Raw genomic sequence first — 14901 nt, 5'->3', positions numbered from 1 at the left:
GTGAAGTTCCGGGCGGTATCCGTTAACTCGACGACGCGAGGAGGTCGGTGGAGATGTTCCTCGCGCTGTGGGTGGGCGGGCTGGTCGTCGCACTGGTGGCAGTGGGACTTTTCGTCTTCGGTCTGCGCCGGCGGCTGATTCAGCGCTCGGGCGGGACCTTCGACTGCAGCCTGCGGTGGAACGTACCCGAGGAACCCGACCTGTCCGGCAAGGGCTGGGTGTACGGCGTCGCCCGGTACAGCGGCGACAAGGTGAACTGGTTCCGCGTCTTCAGCTACTCGCCGCGTCCGCGCCGAGTCCTCGAGCGGTCCGCGATCGAGGTCGTGGCCCGTCGCATGCCGGAGGGCGAGGAGGAGCTGGCGCTGCTCTCCGACGCCATCGTGCTCGGCTGTCTCCACCGGGAGACCCGCCTGGAGCTGGCGATGAGCGAGGACGCGCTGACCGGTTTCCTCGCCTGGCTGGAGGCGGCGCCGCCCGGCCAGAGGGTCAACGTCGCCTGAGCGGCGTGCCGCACACACGAAAGACCGGGGAGACAGGGGGCGGACCTGTCTCCCCGGCGTTTTTCGGGGGGTTGAGCCTCGGGTGTTACTTGAGGCCGTTGTTCATCGCGCTCACGAGTTCACCGTTGCTGGTGTCCCCGCTGAACTCCCAGAAGAACGCGCCTCCCAGGCCCTGGTTCTTGGCCCAGGTCATCTTGGAACCGATGGTGGCGGGGGTGTCGTAGCTCCACCAGTTGGTGCCGCAGTGCGCGTACGCGGTGCCGGCGATGGTGCCGGTGGTGGGGCAGGTGTTCTTGAGGACCTTGTAGTCCTCGATGCCGGCCTCGTACGTGCCGGGGGCCGCGCCGGTGGCGGTGCCGCCGGGTGCGTCCTGCGTGACGCCGGTCCAGCCGCGGCCGTAGAAGCCGATGCCGAGCAGCAGCTTGGAGGCCGGGACGCCCTGTGCCTTCAGCTTGGCGATCGCGTCGGCGGAGTTGAAGCCGGCCTGCGGGATGCCGCTGTAGGAGGTGAGGGGGGAGTGCGGGGCGGTCGGGCCCTTCGCGTCCCAGGCGCCGAAGAAGTCGTACGTCATCACGTTGTACCAGTTGAGCGACTGCGCGGCGCCCGCGTAGTCGGCCAGGTCGATCTTGCCGCCGGCGGAGCCGTCGGCCGTGATGGCGGCGGTGACCAGGTTGTTGCTGCCGAACTTGGTGCGCAGCGCCGAGGTGATCTTCTTCAGTGCGTCCGGGCCGCTGGTGTCACAGGTCAGGCCGCAGGCGTTGGGGTACTCCCAGTCGATGTCGATGCCGTCGAAGACATCGGCCCACCGCGGGTCCTCGACCAGGTTGTAGCAGGACTCGGCGAATGCGGCCGGGTTCTGGGCCGCCTGGCCGAAGCCGCCGGACCAGGTCCAGCCGCCGAAGGACCACAGGACCTTGATGTGCGGGTACTTCGCCTTGAGCTTGCGCAGCTGGTTGAAGCTGCCGCGCAGCGGCTGGTCCCAGGTGTCGGCGACGCCGTCCACGGACTTGTCGGCGGTGTACGCCATGTCGTAGTCGGCGTACGAGTCGCCGATGGTGCACTTGCCGCCCTGGACGTTGCCGAAGGCGTAGTTGATGTGCGTGATCTTCGCGGCGGAACCGGAGGTGTCCAGGTTCTTGACGTGGTAGTTCCGGCCGTAGACGCCCCAGTCGGTGAAGTAACCGAGGTTGACCTTGTCGCCGGTCTGGTTGCCGCCGTCGCCGCCACCGGTGCCGGTGGTGTGGACCTTGACCGCGCCGCTGACCGGGCCGGTCTGGCCGGCGGTGTCACGGGCCTGCACGGTGTACGAGTAGTCGGTGCCGGCGCTCAGGCCGGTGTTGGTGTACGTGGTGCCGGTGACCGTGGCGACGACCGCGCCGTCCCGCAGGACGTCGTAGTTCTTGATGCCCTTGTCGTCCGTGGCCGCGGCCCAGCTGAGCTTCGCCGAGTTGTCGGTGATGTTGCTCGCGGTCGGTGTGCCCGGTGCCGAGGGGGGATTGTCACCGGGGACGGTGGGGCCGCCGTCGCAGGAGGCGCCGTTCAGCGTGCAGTTGGTGGCGGCGCCGCTGCCGGAGCCGGTGCCGTTGAAGCCGAAGGAGACGCTGGCTCCGGGGGCGATGGTGCCGTTCCAGCCTACGTTCTTGGCGGTCCAGTGGTTGCCCGTGTGGGTGACGGTGGCGTCCCAGGCGGAGCCGACGCCGGTGCCGCTGGGGAAGTCCCACTCGATGGTCCACGAGCTGAGGGAGGTGGTGCCGGTGTTCTTCACCGTCCACTGGCCCTCGAAGCCGGTGCCCCAGTCGGACTTCTTGAGGTACGTGGCCGTGGCGGAGGTCGCCGCCTCGGCGGGGGAGGCCATGCCTACCATGGCGGCGAGAGGAAGGAGCAGTGCGGTGAGGCCCGCGACGGCTCTGCTTCTGGTGGCTTGACCGGACCCGAGTCTGAATCGGGTCCGGCGGGGGGTCTCAGTGCTCAACGGTGCTCCTCGGGTGAGGTCCGGACATACGGGGTGGTCCGTGAACTGCAACCCTGCGCCGCCCTGAGCCCGCTTTTGTCATGGCAGGCTCACCGCAGTGTGTTCGGTGAGATTAGGAAGGTCTGGACCAATCGTCAAGAGGTCCAGACCAAAGATCGTGGGCCGCCGGAATAAACCTTCAGACGCCCAACTCCTGTGCCAGCACGGCCGCCTGGACCCGGCTGCGCAGCTCGAGCTTCCCCAGCAACCGGCTGACGTGGGTCTTCGCCGTCGCCTCCGCCATGGAGAGCCGCACCGCGATCTCCGCGTTCGACAGCCCCTCGCCCAGACACCCCAGCACCTCCCGTTCCCGCCGCGTCAGCGTCTCCAGCACCGACGCGTCCGGCGCCCGTGCGGGGCGTACGGGGGAGGCCCCCGCGAACTCCGCGATCAGCCGGCGCGTCACGGCCGGCGCGATCAGCCCTTCGCCGCGCGCCACCGTACGCACCGCGTCGAGCAGCCCGGCCGCCTCGGTGTCCTTCAGCAGGAAGCCCGACGCCCCCGCCCGCAGCGCGCCGAACACGTATGCGTCCAGGTCGAACGTCGTCAGCACCAGCACGTCCGCCAGTCCCTCCTCCGCCACCTGCCGGGTGGCCGAAACCCCGTCCATGCGCGGCATCTGTACGTCCATCAGCACCAGGTCCGGCCGCAGCTCCCGGGCCAGCCGCACCGCCTCCTCGCCGTCTCCGGCCTCCCCGACGACCTCGATGTCCGGCGCACTGCCGAGGATGAGCACCAGTCCCGCCCGTACCGCCGTCTGATCCTCCGCGACCAGCACCCGGATCGTCATGAACCCACCGCTCCCTCGTCCACGGGCAGCTCCGCCCGCACCCGCCAGATCCCGTCCACCGGCCCCGCCCCGAACTCCCCGCCGAGCAGCGCCACCCGTTCCCGCATCCCCACCAGACCGGCCCCCGACCCCGGGGCCCGCGGCACCGGCCGGTCACCGAGCACGCTGCTCACTTCCACCGTCAGCCGCCGCCCCGCCTGCCCGAGCCGCACCGTGACCGGGCCCGGCGCCGCGTGCTTGAGCGCGTTGGTCAGGGACTCCTGCACGATGCGGTAAGCGGCCAGCTCGACCGGCGCCGGCAACGGCTCCCGTCCGTCCCTGGTGTCGTCCAGGGCGAAGGTCAGCCCGTCGGCCGAGGCGTTCGCGCGCTGCTGCGCCACCAGCGCGTCGAGTGAGCCGAGCGTGGGCGAGCTGCTGGGCTCGGGGTCGGCGGCCCCGGTGCGCAGCAGCCCGATCAGACGGCGCATTTCGGCCAGACCGTCGACGCTGTTCTCGCGGATCACCCCCAGCGCGTCGCGCGAGGTCTGCGGGTCGTCGATGGAGAGCGCCGCGGTGGAGTGGATGGCGATCGCGGACAGGTGGTTGGCGACCAGGTCGTGCAGCTCGCGCGCCATCCGGGCCCGCTCGGCGGTCACCGCCTGGGTGCGGTCCATCTCGGCGAGCAGGGCGGTCTGGTCGGCGCGCAGCCGGGCCGTCTCGGCGGCGTCGCGGTGGTTGCGCACGCTGACCCCGGTGAGGGCCGGCACGAAGACGACGAGGGCCGTGACGATGCCGACGAGCAGGGCCTCGGGGCTGCGGGTCCAGGCGAGGGAGCCGATGGTGACGACGAGGGAGATCAGGAAGGTGACGACCGGGATGCGGCGGGCGGCCGCCGGGGTTCCGTACAGCACGGCCGCGTACATGACGTCGGTGTACATCGCCACGGTGGCCAGGTTGCCGTGGGTGCACTGGTCCGCGACGAGCGCGACGCTGCCGACGGCCAGGGCGGTGCGCGGCGAGGTCCTGCGCAGCAGCTCCGCCGCCGACATCACGACGAGCGGGATGAGCGGCAGGCGGGTGTCCCCGAGAACGTCACCGGTCCGCATGTAGAGGTCGAGCAGCCACAGCACCAGTCCGCCGAGCAGCCCGGAGACCGCGATGAGCACGTCGTCGCGGTGGGGGCGGGGCGGGCGGAGAGTCGGCACTACATCGAAGTATGCAGTCGGGTGTCGTCATCGGGGCCGATGACCGGGGCCGGGACGGCGGCCAGGCTGGAAGGGAGCGAAAAGGAGCGGACCCGTGATCGTCACTCTGATCGTCGCCTGCGAGATCGCCTTCTGGGTGCTGCTGGCCGCCGGCCTGGCCCTGCGCTACGGGGCGCGCAGGCCGCGCCTGGGCGCCGCCGTGCTGCTGTGCGAACCGGTGCTGGAGCTGGTCCTGCTCGCGGTGACCGCCGTGGACCTGAAGAACGGCGCGGAACCCGACTGGAAGCACGGGCTCGCCGCGGTCTACATCGGCTTCACGGTCGGCCTCGGGCACTCCACCATCAAGTGGGCCGACGCCCGCGTCGCGCACCGGTTCGCCGGCGGCCCGCCCCCGGTGAAGCCGCCGAAGTACGGCAAGGCGCGGGCGGTGCACGAGTGGAAGGTCGCCGCCCGCTGGACCGTCGCGGCGGCGACCGCGCTGGCGCTGCTCCAGGCGGCCGTCTGGTACGTGGGCGGTGACGGGGACGTGAGCTCGCTGCGGTCCTGGCAGCGCACGATGCTCCTGGTCGTCGGGATCAACCTGGTGATCGCCGCGAGCTACACGGTGTTCCCGAAACGGGCGCCCGGCCCGAGCTCCTAGCGCTCGCCGCCCGGCACCCACAGCACGTCGCCGACCTCCTTGTTGGCCACCCGGGCCAGGATGAACAGCAGGTCCGAGAGGCGGTTGAGGTAGGTCGCCGTCAGCGGGTTCATCACCTCGCCGTGCACCTCCATCGCCGCCCAGGTGGACCGCTCGGCGCGCCGGACCACCGTGCACGCCTGGTGCAGCAGCGCGGCGCCCGGCGTACCGCCCGGAAGGATGAAGCTGCGGAGCTTCTCCACCTGCTCCAGGTAGTGGTCGCAGTCGCCCTCCAGCTTGTCGACGTACGACTGCTCGACGCGCAGCGGCGGGTACTTCGGGTCCTCGACGACCGGCGTGGACAGGTCCGCGCCCACGTCGAACAGGTCGTTCTGCACGCGGACGAGGACCTTCACGACGTCCTCGTCCAGCTGGCCGAGGGCGATCGCGGTGCCGATGACCGCGTTGGCCTCGTTGGTGTCGGCGTACGCGGAGATCCGCAGATCGGTCTTGGCGGTGCGGCTCATGTCGCCGAGGGCGGTGGTGCCCTTGTCGCCGGTACGGGTGTAGATGCGCGTCAGATTGACCATGCGGCCAGCCTAGTTACGCCCCGGCCTTCCGGAAGACACGTGTGCCCACCGTCACGGCCAGCGCCGCGAAGCCCAGGGCGACCAGCGCCCCGTACAGCATGTGCGCGGTGGCGTACGTGCCCGCGTACGCGTCCCGGACCGCGTCCACCAGGTAGCGGAACGGCGTGAAGTGCGAGAGCACGTCGAGCCACTTCGGGCCGAGCGTCATCGGCAGCATCAGGCCGGACAGCAGCATGGCCGGCACCGTGAGCGAGTTGATGACGGGGCCGAACTCCTGCGGTGTCGAGACCCGCATCGCGAGCGCGTACGAGAGCGAGGCCAGCGACACCGTCAGCAGGCCGACGAACAGGAAGCCGATCAGCACCCCGGGCAGCGGTGCGCGCAGTCCCATCACTACGGCGACGAGCACCAGCAGCACCGCCTGGAACACGAACAGCAGCGCGTCCCGCAGCACCCGGCCCAGCAGCAGTGCCGCCCGGCTCACCGGGGTCACGCGCATCCGCTCGACCACCCCGGTCGACTTGTCGATGATGAGGCCGAACCCGGCGAACGAGGCGCCGAACAGGCCGAGCTGGAGCAGCAGTCCGGGCACCAGGACCTGCCAGGAGTCGACGCCCCCGCCGAGCGGCAGACCGGTGAGCAGCGGTCCGAAGAAGAGCAGGTAGAGCAGGGGCATCAGGATGCCGAAGAGGATCTGGAACCTGGAGCGCAGGGTCTGGCGGGCGTAGCGCCCGAAGACCAGCGCGGTGTCGTGCAGCAGCATGGGTGTCCCGAGGGGTGTCAGACCGCGAGGGGCGCGGCGTCGGCGGCGGGGGCGCGCCCGGTGAGGGCGAGGAAGGCGTCCTGGAGCGAGGCGTGCGGCGAGCCCGCGTACCGGGTCTTCAGCTGGGCCGGGGTGCCCTCCGCGGCCACCAGGCCGCCGTCGACGACGACGAGCCGGTCGGCGAGGGCGTCCGCCTCGTCCAGGTAGTGCGTGGTGAGCACGACGGTGGTGCCGTCGGTGTCGCGGAGCCGGCGGACCAGGTCCCAGAGGTCGGCGCGGCTGCCCGGGTCCAGACCGGTGGTGGGCTCGTCCAGGAAGAGGACGGCGGGGCGGTGGGTGAGCCCCATGGCGATGTCGAGCCGCCGTCGCTGGCCGCCGGAGAGCGTGGCGGTGCGGCGGTCGAGCAGGTCCGACAGGCCGAGTTCCGCGGCGAGTTCGGTGGCCCGGGCAACCGCCCCCGCCCTGCCGAGCCGGTACATCCGGCCCTGGGTGACCAGTTCCTCCCGCACGGTGGTGTGCGGGTCGACTCCGCCCGACTGGGCGACGTAACCGCACCGCTCGCGTACGCCCGCCGGGTCGGTGGCCAGGTCGTGGCCGGCGACGGTGGCCGCGCCGCCGGTGGGGGAGAGCAGCGTGGTGAGCATGCGCAGGGTGGTCGTCTTGCCCGCGCCGTTGGGTCCGAGCAGGCCGACGATCTCGCCGGCCGCGACGGTCATGTCGAGGGAACGGACGGCCTCGACCGGGCCGGTCCTGCTCATGAAGGTCCGGGCGAGCCCGGACGTGCTGATGACGGTCATGCCCCTAAGAAAACAGAGTCACTGAAAAAATGCAATGACTCCAAACATTCAGAGACTCCAGGCGTTCTACGATGGGGCCATGGCTGAGGGACTCAGGGAGCGCAAGAAGCGGCAGACCAGGCAGCACCTCTCGGACGTGGCCACCGGCCTCTTCCTGGAGCGCGGCTTCGACGCGGTCACGATCGCCGAGATCGCCCATGCCGCCGACGTCTCGGTCAACACCGTCTACAACTACTTCCCGGCCAAGGAGGACCTGTTCCTCGACCGCGGCCAGGGAGTCGTCGAACGCCTCTCGCGGTACGTGAGGGGACGCGACAAGGGCGAGTCCGCCGCCGACGCCGTCCTGCGCGAGCTGCGCATCCAGGTCGAGAGCGTCTCGCCCACCGTCGGCCTGATGGAGGGGTACGACCGCTTCATGCGGGTCATCGAGGGCGCCGACAGCCTCAAGGCCCGCCTCTGGCACATCCAGCAGGAGGCCGCCCAGCACCTGGAGGCCACCCTCCTGGAGGTGAGCGGCGCCGGGCCCGGCGACCGGGTGCCGGTCCTGGTGGCCGGTCAGCTCTCCTGGGTCCACAGCACGCTCATGGCTCACATCGGCCGCGAGATGGTGTCCGGCCGCAAGCCCGCCGAGGTCTCCCGGGACGCCCTCGCGCTGCTCGACGACATCGAGGACCTGCTGGGCGAAAAGGTACTCAACTACGCCCGGCGCGCCGCCGAATGAGGCGTCCCGGTGTGATGTCCGTCATTTGAGACGTGACGCGCATCTCTTCGCAGCCCCAGCGCGCGCCCCGGGTACTAACCTCCGCCGGAGGGCATGGCATGGACCAGAACCACCGACACATACAGAGGGGTGCCAACGTGGCCAGGAAGCTCGCCGTCATCGGAGCCGGACTCATGGGGTCCGGCATCGCGCAGGTCTCCGCCCAGGCGGGCTGGGACGTGGTGCTGCGCGACGTCACCGACGAGGCCCTGGCCCGCGGCCGCGACGGCATCAAGGCCTCCTACGACAAGTTCGTCTCCAAGGGCAAGCTCGACGCCGGCGACGCCGAGGCCGCCCTCGGCCGTATCACCACGACCACCGACCTGGACGCCGTCGCCGACGCGGACGTCGTCGTCGAGGCCGTCTTCGAGAAGCTGGAGGTGAAGCACGAGATCTTCCGGTCGCTCGACAAGATCGTCCGGGACGATGCCGTGCTCGCCTCCAACACCTCCGCCATCCCGATCACCAAGATCGCGGCCGTGACGGAGCGCCCGGAGCGTGTCGTCGGCGTCCACTTCTTCTCGCCGGTCCCGATGATGCAGCTCTGCGAGCTCGTACGCGGCTACAAGACCAGCGACGAAACCCTCGCCTCCGCGCGGGAGTTCGCCGAGTCCGTCGGCAAGACCTGCATCGTCGTCAACCGTGACGTGGCCGGCTTCGTCACCACCCGGCTGATCTCGGCGCTCGTCGTCGAGGCCGCCAAGCTGTACGAGTCGGGCGTCGCCACGGCCGAGGACATCGATGTCGCCTGCAAGCTCGGTTTCGGCCACGCGATGGGCCCGCTGGCCACCGCCGACCTGACCGGCGTCGACATCCTGCTGCACGCCACGAGCAACATCTACACCGAGTCGCAGGACGAGAAGTTCGCCGCCCCGGAGCTGATGCGCCGGATGGTCGATGCAGGTGACATCGGGCGCAAGAGCGGGCAGGGCTTCTACACCTACTGATCATTTTCGGTCCGGTCCGGCTGTTGCGCTGTCAAGCAGGCCGGGCGCCGTTCGGGGAAGACCGTCCGGAGCCAGTGGATCCACCCGGGTCCGCAGCCATCCCGCATCACTCCTCGGAGTGAATTGGGTATCGGTTCGCTTACAGACGGCAACTACCCTGTCGCTGCCGCAGTCAGTTGGGGCAGAGACAGTTTCGGACAGACGGACCGGGCCACGGAGCATTCCAGGGGAGCGCATATGCACATCAGGGGCGACCACGCCGAGCTGGTCGTCGGGGGCCGCCTCGACGTCCGAAGCGCGGCGGACGCCCGTACGGTCCTGCACTCGGCCCTCGATGACGGCGTCGGCGATCTGGTCCTCGACCTCACCGAGCTGGATTCGTGGGACGCCACCGGACTCGGCGTCATCATGGGCGCGCACCGCAGGGCCGGACGCGCCGGGCGGCGCCTCGTGCTGCGCGGGGTGCCTCCGCAGATGCAACGCCTCCTGGTGGCCACCCGGCTGCATCGCATCCTCGCCATCGAGGGCGGCATCGCCGCGGAGTCCCTGCCGCGCGTCTGAACGCGCAGTGGCCCGGCGGGCCGCCCGAGTGACCGTACGGCTCAGGGCACACAATCCTCACGAGACCGTGATCTGCGGGGCGGCACGCCACCCCGGGTGTTCGTAGATACTGTGCGAAGGTTTAGGGTTCGGCCGTCTGCCGATTGACGGACCCACCCGGCGGACACCGGACCGTGAGCGGCATCCGGACGTACGAGGCCGGGCGGGGCACCCGTGCTCGACGCGTCTTGGGAGCTTTGGCGATGGACCCGATACACCGGGGGCCGGAAGAGTTCGGCCACGACAGCAAGGGTTTCGCCGAGGAAGCCGGCCGGCGCCGGCCCTCCCGGGACCCGCTGACTCCGGATTTCGGTCAGCAAACACCGCAACAGGCCCGCGTGGTCACCCTCGTCGCCGGTGACCTGATGCTCACCGTCAACCCGATAGACGGCAGCGAGGTCGAACCCTGCCCGCCCGGCGAGCAGCCCCCGGCCCCCGTCCGCCGCAGCCCCGCCGACCGCGCCGACCGCGCCCGCGCCGCGGCGCCCCCCGTGCCGCCGGGACCGCCCGTCCCCGAACTGCCCCTGCTCCGGCGCGACGACGAGCGCGAACGGCTGACCAGGCTGCTCGCCGGCGGCCGCTCCGTCCGGCTCTCCGGACCGGCGGGTTCCGGCCGTACCGCCCTGCTCGACGCCGTCGCCGCCGACTGCGCGGAGTTCGCGCCCGACGGAGTCGTACGCCTCAACGGCCACAAGCGCACCGCGTCCGACCTGCTGCACGCGCTCTTCGACGCAGTCCACGACGCGCCCCTCCACCGCCCGGACCGGGCCCTCCTCCTGGACACGCTGCGGACCACCGGCGCCGTCGTCGTCCTGGACGACCTGGAGTTCGGCGGCGCCGCCCTCGGCGAACTGCTCGACGCGACCCCCGAGTGCGCCTTCCTGCTCGCCGCGACGCCCGACGTCGCCGCGCCCGGCGCCGACTCCCCCCTCGAAGAGGTCTTCCTCACCGGCCTCGACCGTGCCACCTCCCTCGACCTCCTCGCACGCGTCGTCGAACGGCCGCTCACGGAGGAGGAGGCCAACTGGGCCGGGGACCTCTGGTTCGAGTCCGAGGGCCTGCCCCTGCGGTTCGTCCAGGCCGGCGCGCTGCTGCGCCAGCGCGACCAGCTGCGCACCGACCCCACCGCGTACGACGAGTACGGGTACCTGGAGAACCGGCCCGCCGACGCGGCGCCCGTGCCCGAAGGCGCCGAGAACGCCGAGGTGCCGCTGCCCAGCCTCGGCGAGGGCGCCGCGCCCGCGGCCCTGCTCGCCTCCCGGCTGAGCGGCGCCGCCCGCGACACGCTGCGCTTCGCGGTGGCGCTCGGCGGCGAGGTGCCGCACCAGGCGCACCTGCCGGCGCTCGTCGGGGAGACCCACGCCGACGCCGCGCTCGGCGAACTGGCCGGCTGCGGGCTGCTCTCGCCCGCCGGCCCCCGCTACCGGCTGGCCGCCGGGGTCCTGGCCCAGCTGGCCGCTGCCGGCTACGACGACGACACCGCCGACCGGGCCCGTACGGCCGCCCAGCACTACGCCTGGTGGACCGGGCACCCCTCGGTCACCCCCGCACGCGCCGCCGCCGAGGCCGACGCGATCATCGCTGCCATGAGCCGGCTGGTGCCGGGGGACGGGCCCGGCCGGACCAGCGCCGCCGTGCTCCTCGCCCGCAGCGCGGCCCCCGCCTTCGCGGCCGGGCTGCACTGGGGGGCCTGGGAGCGGGCCCTGCGGATCGGCCAGGAGGCCGGGCGGCTCGCCGGGGAGGTCGCGGAAGAGGCGTACTTCCACCACGAGTTGGGTGTCCTCGCGCTCTGCACCGGTCACCCCGACCGGGCCAGGACCGAGCTGGAGACCGCCATCAGCATGCGCGGCGCGCTCGCCGACAAGAGCGGTGCGGTGGCCGGGCGGCGGGCCCTCGCGCTGGTCGAGGACCGGGCCGGCGGCGGTCCGGTGGCGGGCGACGGCGGTACGGCCGCCGCGTTCACGGCGTCGCCGCCGCTGGGGGTGCCGGGCGTCGCGCCGGTGTCGGCACAGCGCACGTTCGACGACGACACGGCGGTGGTGGCTTCGGTCCCGTTGCCGCCGTCGGCGGTGGGGAAGGGGGTGCGGCGGGGTGGCCCGCTGGCCCTCATCGGCGGGGCGCGGCGCAACCTCGTGGCAGCCGGGGCCGGGGTGCTGCTGGCAGGGGTCCTCGGCACGGTGGTCACACTCGGGCTGACGTCGAACAGCGACCCGCAGGGGGGCGCGGGTACGTCGACCGAGCAGGAGGTGCCGGATGACGACGGGGTGTACGACGAGGAGGTGACGGCGGGCGACCCGACGACTGCTTCGCCGTCCGGGTCGGGGTCGGGGTCCGCGTCGCCGGGACCGTCGGTGAGCGGGTCGGCCTCGCCGGGGGTGTCGTCCTCGGCCACGCCGTCCTCCTCCTCGGACGGGCCGTCGTCCCCGGACACGCCGTCGTCGCCCGGGGCGACCGAGTCGTCGGTGACGCCGTCGAAGCCGACGCCGACGAAGACGAAGCCGAAGCCTACGTCGACCAAGTCGACGCCGAGCGAGACGGAGTCGGGCAGTCCGTCGCCGACCGGGAGCGAGGACACGCCGGATCCGACGGATTCGGAGACGTCGGATCCGCCGACGGTGCCGGACACGTCCGACTCGGTGAGCGAGGGGTCGCCCTCGGGCGACGGGGCCTGACGGCGCGGCCTGTCCCGAAGGTGCCGGGTCCCCGGTGCGGGGGTTCCGTCCTCAAGCGCCGGACGGGCTGGGGTGGCGCGGCCCGTCCGGAAGGTGCCGGGTCCCCGGCCCTGGGGTTCCGTCCTCAAGCGCCGGACGGGCTTGAAAGGGCCGCCCGGACCCGGCGGGAGTCAGAACAGGCGGAGCTTGTCGTCCTCGATGCCTCGCATCGCGTCGTAGTCCAGGACCACGCAGCCGATTCCGCGGTCCGTGGCGAGGACCCTAGCCTGCGGCTTGATCTCCTGGGCGGCGAAGATGCCCTTCACCGGGGCCAGGTGCGGGTCGCGGTTGAGGAGTTCCAGGTAGCGGGTCAGCTGCTCGACGCCGTCGATGTCGCCGCGGCGCTTCAGCTCGACGGCGACCGTCTGCCCGTCCGCGTCGCGGCAGAGGATGTCGACCGGGCCGATGGCCGTGAAGTACTCGCGGCGGATCAGCGTGTAGCCCTCGCCCAGGATCTCGATGCGGTCCGCGAGCAGCTCCTGGAGGTGCGCTTCCACACCGTCCTTGATCAGCCCTGGATCGACGCCCAGCTCGTGGGACGAGTCATGGAGGATTTCCTCCATAGTGATGATCAGTTTTTCGCCCGCCTTGTTCACCACGGTCCAGACGCCCTCGGCGTCCCCGCTGCCCTCCTTCAGGGTGCACGGCGGCGACATCCAGTTGAGCGGTTTGTACGCCCTGTCGTCGGCGTGGATCGACACGCTCCCGTCCGCCTTCACCAGGATGAGGCGGGGAGCGGAGGGCAGGTGGGCCGTGAGCCGGCCCGCGTAGTCCACGGAGCAGCGGGCGATGACGAGACGCATGGTCGGCAACGCTACTCGACGACCGGGGCCCGGCGCGATTCACCCATCCGTCACTCCCGTCCCGTCCAAACGTGACGCCTTCTGTCTTGCCCCTCTTTGAACCCCTTCGTTATTGGCCGGTTGTGTTCCCAATCTCCTGGTGCGGCCCGGACTGCGCCCTTACCGTGGATGCAGGAGGTCGCCGCGTGTGCACGCTGCGTCGTCGCCCTCCTTCCCTGCCCGTAAGGTTCCGGCAGCCCGCCGGGGCCGCGAGAGGAGAACCCATGTCGCTCGACGTCTCACCGGCTCTGTTGGAACAGGCCGAGCGAGGCGAGGTCGACGAAGCCGACTTCGTCGACTGCGTCCGGACCTCCCTGCCCTACGCATGGGAGATGATCAGCTCGTTGGTGGCTCAGCTGAAGGTCGACGGCGGGGAGTTCGCCGACAACCAGACGCCGCCGCCCAACGAGCAGGCACGTGGTCAGCTGCTGCGTGCGCTCGCGAGTGATGCGATACGCGGCGCGCTTCAGCGGCACTTCGGGGTGCGTCTCGCATTCCAGAACTGCCACCGCGTCGCGGTGTTCCCGCTGGACGCCTCGGTCGACGACCGACTGGCCAAGTTCACCTCGGTAAGGGGCCAGTTGCTCAACCAGTCGCCCGAACTACGGGACTGCTGAACGCTTCCGTCGCCGTTCCGGGCCGCGGGAGGTGCAACTGGTCCGGGGCGGCGGCTCCCGTACGCGCACACCGCCGTACACCGTTCTGTCCGTGCGCGGGGGTCATTCGAGGAGTGGCCGTACCTCCGTGCCCAGCCGCGCTACGTTCTCCTCCGTGGCGACGAGATCTCCGGAACCCTCCACCAGGAGCGCGAAGCGGGTGATGCCCGTGCGCTCCGCTGTGGCCGCGAGCCGGTCGGCGGCCAGCTCCGGTGTGCCCACCGGATGAAGCGAGCACAGCAGCTCCGCGTAACCGACGGGGTCCCGCATCACGCGGTGCCGGCCGTCGACGGTCACATGCGCGCCGAGCCCTTGGCGCAGCCAGCCGGGCATCGCCTTCACCAGCGTCTCGACGGCGTCCTCGGTGCGGTCCGCGATCTGGGCCACGCCCGCCGATACGTGCCCCGCCCCGTGCACCCGCTCCGGCGGATGGCCGGCCGCCAGCGCGCGGGACCGCCAGAGCGCCACCATCTCCGCCTTCTCCTCGTCCCCGCAGTGCATCCCGAGCAGCATCGGCAGGCCGTTCTCGGCGGCGATCTCCACCGTCTTGCGCGAGGTGCACGCGACGATCACCTCGGGCCCGCCGCAGCCGCCCGCGCCCTCTTCGTCGAGCAGCTCGTCGGCCCGGGGGACGACCGCCACCTCCTGGAAGGCGTACCGCTCGCCCCGGCCCGCGACCCGCGGCTCGCGCAGCCAGTCGAGCAGGAGCCCCAGGGACTCCGGGAAGCCCTTCTCGTACGCCTCCAGGCCGCCGCCGAACACCTCCAGGTCCACCCAGGGCCCGCCCCGGCCCACCCCGAGGCTGAAGCGGCCCCCGCTGGTGAGGTGGAGCAGCGCGGCCTGCTCGCCGAGCGCCACCGGGTGCTGCGTGGGCAGCACGCTCACCGCCGTGCCCACGCGGATGCGGCGGGTGCGGCCGAGCAGCAGCGCGGCCAGTGTCACGGCCGACGGGCACACCCCGTACGGCACGAAATGATGTTCGGCCAGCCAGACCGAGTCGAGCCCGGACTCCTCCGCGACCTCGGCGGACCGGATGGCGCGGTGCAGCGCTTCCCCCGGTCCCTGGCCCGGAAACTGGGCCGCCAGTACGAACGTTCCGACGCGCATCGCCAATTGCCTCCTTGCGGCCGA

General features: G+C 71.5%; 15 protein-coding genes. 7 read left to right on the top strand and 8 right to left on the bottom strand.

Annotated features, from left to right (window positions below; translation table 11 throughout):
- Positions 1–53: 53 nt before the first annotated feature.
- Positions 54–500, top strand: coding sequence for a DUF2550 domain-containing protein (locus tag BLW14_RS09295; protein WP_018521151.1), 447 nt, complete (start codon positions 54–56; stop codon positions 498–500).
- Between the two features lie 85 nt (positions 501–585).
- On the opposite strand, the gene BLW14_RS09290 is transcribed toward BLW14_RS09295, so the two are convergent.
- The 3 genes from BLW14_RS09290 to BLW14_RS09280 form a co-directional block, all read right to left on the bottom strand.
- Positions 586–2355, bottom strand: coding sequence for a glycosyl hydrolase family 18 protein (locus BLW14_RS09290; protein WP_371128058.1), 1770 nt, complete (start codon positions 2353–2355; stop codon positions 586–588).
- A gap of 295 nt (positions 2356–2650) precedes the next feature.
- A complete protein-coding gene (locus BLW14_RS09285; protein WP_093706141.1) occupies positions 2651–3301 on the bottom strand; it encodes a response regulator in 651 nt (216 codons plus the stop codon).
- Positions 3298–4485, bottom strand: coding sequence for a sensor histidine kinase (locus BLW14_RS09280; protein ID WP_093706139.1), 1188 nt, complete (start codon positions 4483–4485; stop codon positions 3298–3300). The genes BLW14_RS09285 and BLW14_RS09280 overlap by 4 nt, the downstream gene beginning before the upstream one ends.
- Before the next feature lie 94 nt (positions 4486–4579).
- Between BLW14_RS09280 and BLW14_RS09275 the strand changes: the two genes are divergently transcribed.
- Complete coding sequence (locus BLW14_RS09275) at positions 4580–5125, top strand: hypothetical protein (protein ID WP_093706137.1); 546 nt, start codon at positions 4580–4582, stop codon at positions 5123–5125.
- On the opposite strand, the gene BLW14_RS09270 is transcribed toward BLW14_RS09275, so the two are convergent.
- From BLW14_RS09270 to BLW14_RS09260, 3 genes are read right to left on the bottom strand one after another with little or no spacing between them, the layout of a single operon-like run.
- Positions 5122–5694: a cob(I)yrinic acid a,c-diamide adenosyltransferase gene (locus BLW14_RS09270; RefSeq protein ID WP_093706135.1), complete on the bottom strand. Its 573-nt coding sequence runs from the start codon at positions 5692–5694 to the stop codon at positions 5122–5124. The two genes, BLW14_RS09275 and BLW14_RS09270, sit on opposite strands and share 4 nt — an antisense overlap.
- 13 nt (positions 5695–5707) lie before the next feature.
- A complete protein-coding gene (locus BLW14_RS09265) occupies positions 5708–6457 on the bottom strand; it encodes an ABC transporter permease (protein WP_093706133.1) in 750 nt (249 codons plus the stop codon).
- 17 nt (positions 6458–6474) lie between these two features.
- Positions 6475–7254 carry an ABC transporter ATP-binding protein gene (locus BLW14_RS09260; protein ID WP_093706131.1) on the bottom strand — a complete coding sequence of 260 codons (780 nt, stop codon included), beginning with the start codon at positions 7252–7254 and terminating at the stop codon, positions 6475–6477.
- A gap of 79 nt (positions 7255–7333) precedes the next feature.
- Here BLW14_RS09260 and BLW14_RS09255 point away from each other — a divergent pair, with 79 nt between their 5' ends.
- From BLW14_RS09255 to BLW14_RS09240, 4 genes are all read left to right on the top strand, one after another.
- The gene (locus BLW14_RS09255; protein WP_093706129.1) at positions 7334–7975 is read left to right on the top strand and encodes a TetR/AcrR family transcriptional regulator; all 642 of its coding nucleotides are present in this window, start codon (positions 7334–7336) and stop codon (positions 7973–7975) included.
- Between the two features lie 137 nt (positions 7976–8112).
- Entirely contained in the window at positions 8113–8961 is an 849-nt protein-coding gene (locus BLW14_RS09250; RefSeq protein WP_093710683.1) for a 3-hydroxyacyl-CoA dehydrogenase family protein, read from the top strand.
- A gap of 237 nt (positions 8962–9198) precedes the next feature.
- Entirely contained in the window at positions 9199–9522 is a 324-nt protein-coding gene (locus tag BLW14_RS09245) for an STAS domain-containing protein (protein ID WP_018102617.1), read from the top strand.
- A gap of 242 nt (positions 9523–9764) precedes the next feature.
- A complete protein-coding gene (locus BLW14_RS09240) occupies positions 9765–12233 on the top strand; it encodes an ATP-binding protein (protein ID WP_093706127.1) in 2469 nt (822 codons plus the stop codon).
- A gap of 170 nt (positions 12234–12403) precedes the next feature.
- On the opposite strand, the gene nucS is transcribed toward BLW14_RS09240, so the two are convergent.
- A complete protein-coding gene (gene nucS / locus BLW14_RS09235) occupies positions 12404–13075 on the bottom strand; it encodes an endonuclease NucS (protein WP_093706125.1) in 672 nt (223 codons plus the stop codon).
- Positions 13076–13338: 263 nt separating this feature from the next.
- On the opposite strand from nucS, the gene BLW14_RS09230 reads away from it, so the two are divergent.
- Positions 13339–13731 (top strand): SCO5389 family protein, encoded by a 393-nt coding sequence (locus tag BLW14_RS09230; RefSeq protein WP_018102614.1) that lies wholly within the window; start codon positions 13339–13341, stop codon positions 13729–13731.
- Between the two features lie 102 nt (positions 13732–13833).
- Here BLW14_RS09230 and BLW14_RS09225 read toward each other — a convergent pair whose 3' ends face one another.
- The gene (locus tag BLW14_RS09225) at positions 13834–14877 is read right to left on the bottom strand and encodes an LLM class flavin-dependent oxidoreductase (RefSeq protein ID WP_093706123.1); all 1044 of its coding nucleotides are present in this window, start codon (positions 14875–14877) and stop codon (positions 13834–13836) included.
- Positions 14878–14901 lie beyond the last annotated feature (24 nt).

This window comes from Streptomyces sp. 2131.1 (genome assembly GCF_900105515.1).
In the GTDB taxonomy this organism is placed as follows: Bacteria; Actinomycetota; Actinomycetes; order Streptomycetales; family Streptomycetaceae; genus Streptomyces; species Streptomyces drozdowiczii.
This window is presented reverse-complemented; position numbering and strand designations above follow the sequence as displayed.

Bases quoted from the DNA above. Each gene is read 5' to 3' on its own strand.
- BLW14_RS09295 (WP_018521151.1), top strand. From the start codon at position 54: ATGTTCCTCGCGCTGTGGGTGGGCGGGCTGGTCGTCGCACTGGTGGCA.
- BLW14_RS09290 (WP_371128058.1), bottom strand. From the start codon at position 2,355: ATGGCCTCCCCCGCCGAGGCGGCGACCTCCGCCACGGCCACGTACCTC.
- BLW14_RS09285 (WP_093706141.1), bottom strand. From the start codon at position 3,301: ATGACGATCCGGGTGCTGGTCGCGGAGGATCAGACGGCGGTACGGGCG.
- BLW14_RS09270 (WP_093706135.1), bottom strand. From the start codon at position 5,694: ATGGTCAATCTGACGCGCATCTACACCCGTACCGGCGACAAGGGCACC.
- BLW14_RS09265 (WP_093706133.1), bottom strand. From the start codon at position 6,457: ATGCTGCTGCACGACACCGCGCTGGTCTTCGGGCGCTACGCCCGCCAG.
- BLW14_RS09260 (WP_093706131.1), bottom strand. From the start codon at position 7,254: ATGACCGTCATCAGCACGTCCGGGCTCGCCCGGACCTTCATGAGCAGG.
- BLW14_RS09255 (WP_093706129.1), top strand. From the start codon at position 7,334: ATGGCTGAGGGACTCAGGGAGCGCAAGAAGCGGCAGACCAGGCAGCAC.
- BLW14_RS09245 (WP_018102617.1), top strand. From the start codon at position 9,199: ATGCACATCAGGGGCGACCACGCCGAGCTGGTCGTCGGGGGCCGCCTC.
- BLW14_RS09240 (WP_093706127.1), top strand. From the start codon at position 9,765: ATGGACCCGATACACCGGGGGCCGGAAGAGTTCGGCCACGACAGCAAG.
- nucS (WP_093706125.1), bottom strand. From the start codon at position 13,075: ATGCGTCTCGTCATCGCCCGCTGCTCCGTGGACTACGCGGGCCGGCTC.
- BLW14_RS09230 (WP_018102614.1), top strand. From the start codon at position 13,339: ATGTCGCTCGACGTCTCACCGGCTCTGTTGGAACAGGCCGAGCGAGGC.
- BLW14_RS09225 (WP_093706123.1), bottom strand. From the start codon at position 14,877: ATGCGCGTCGGAACGTTCGTACTGGCGGCCCAGTTTCCGGGCCAGGGA.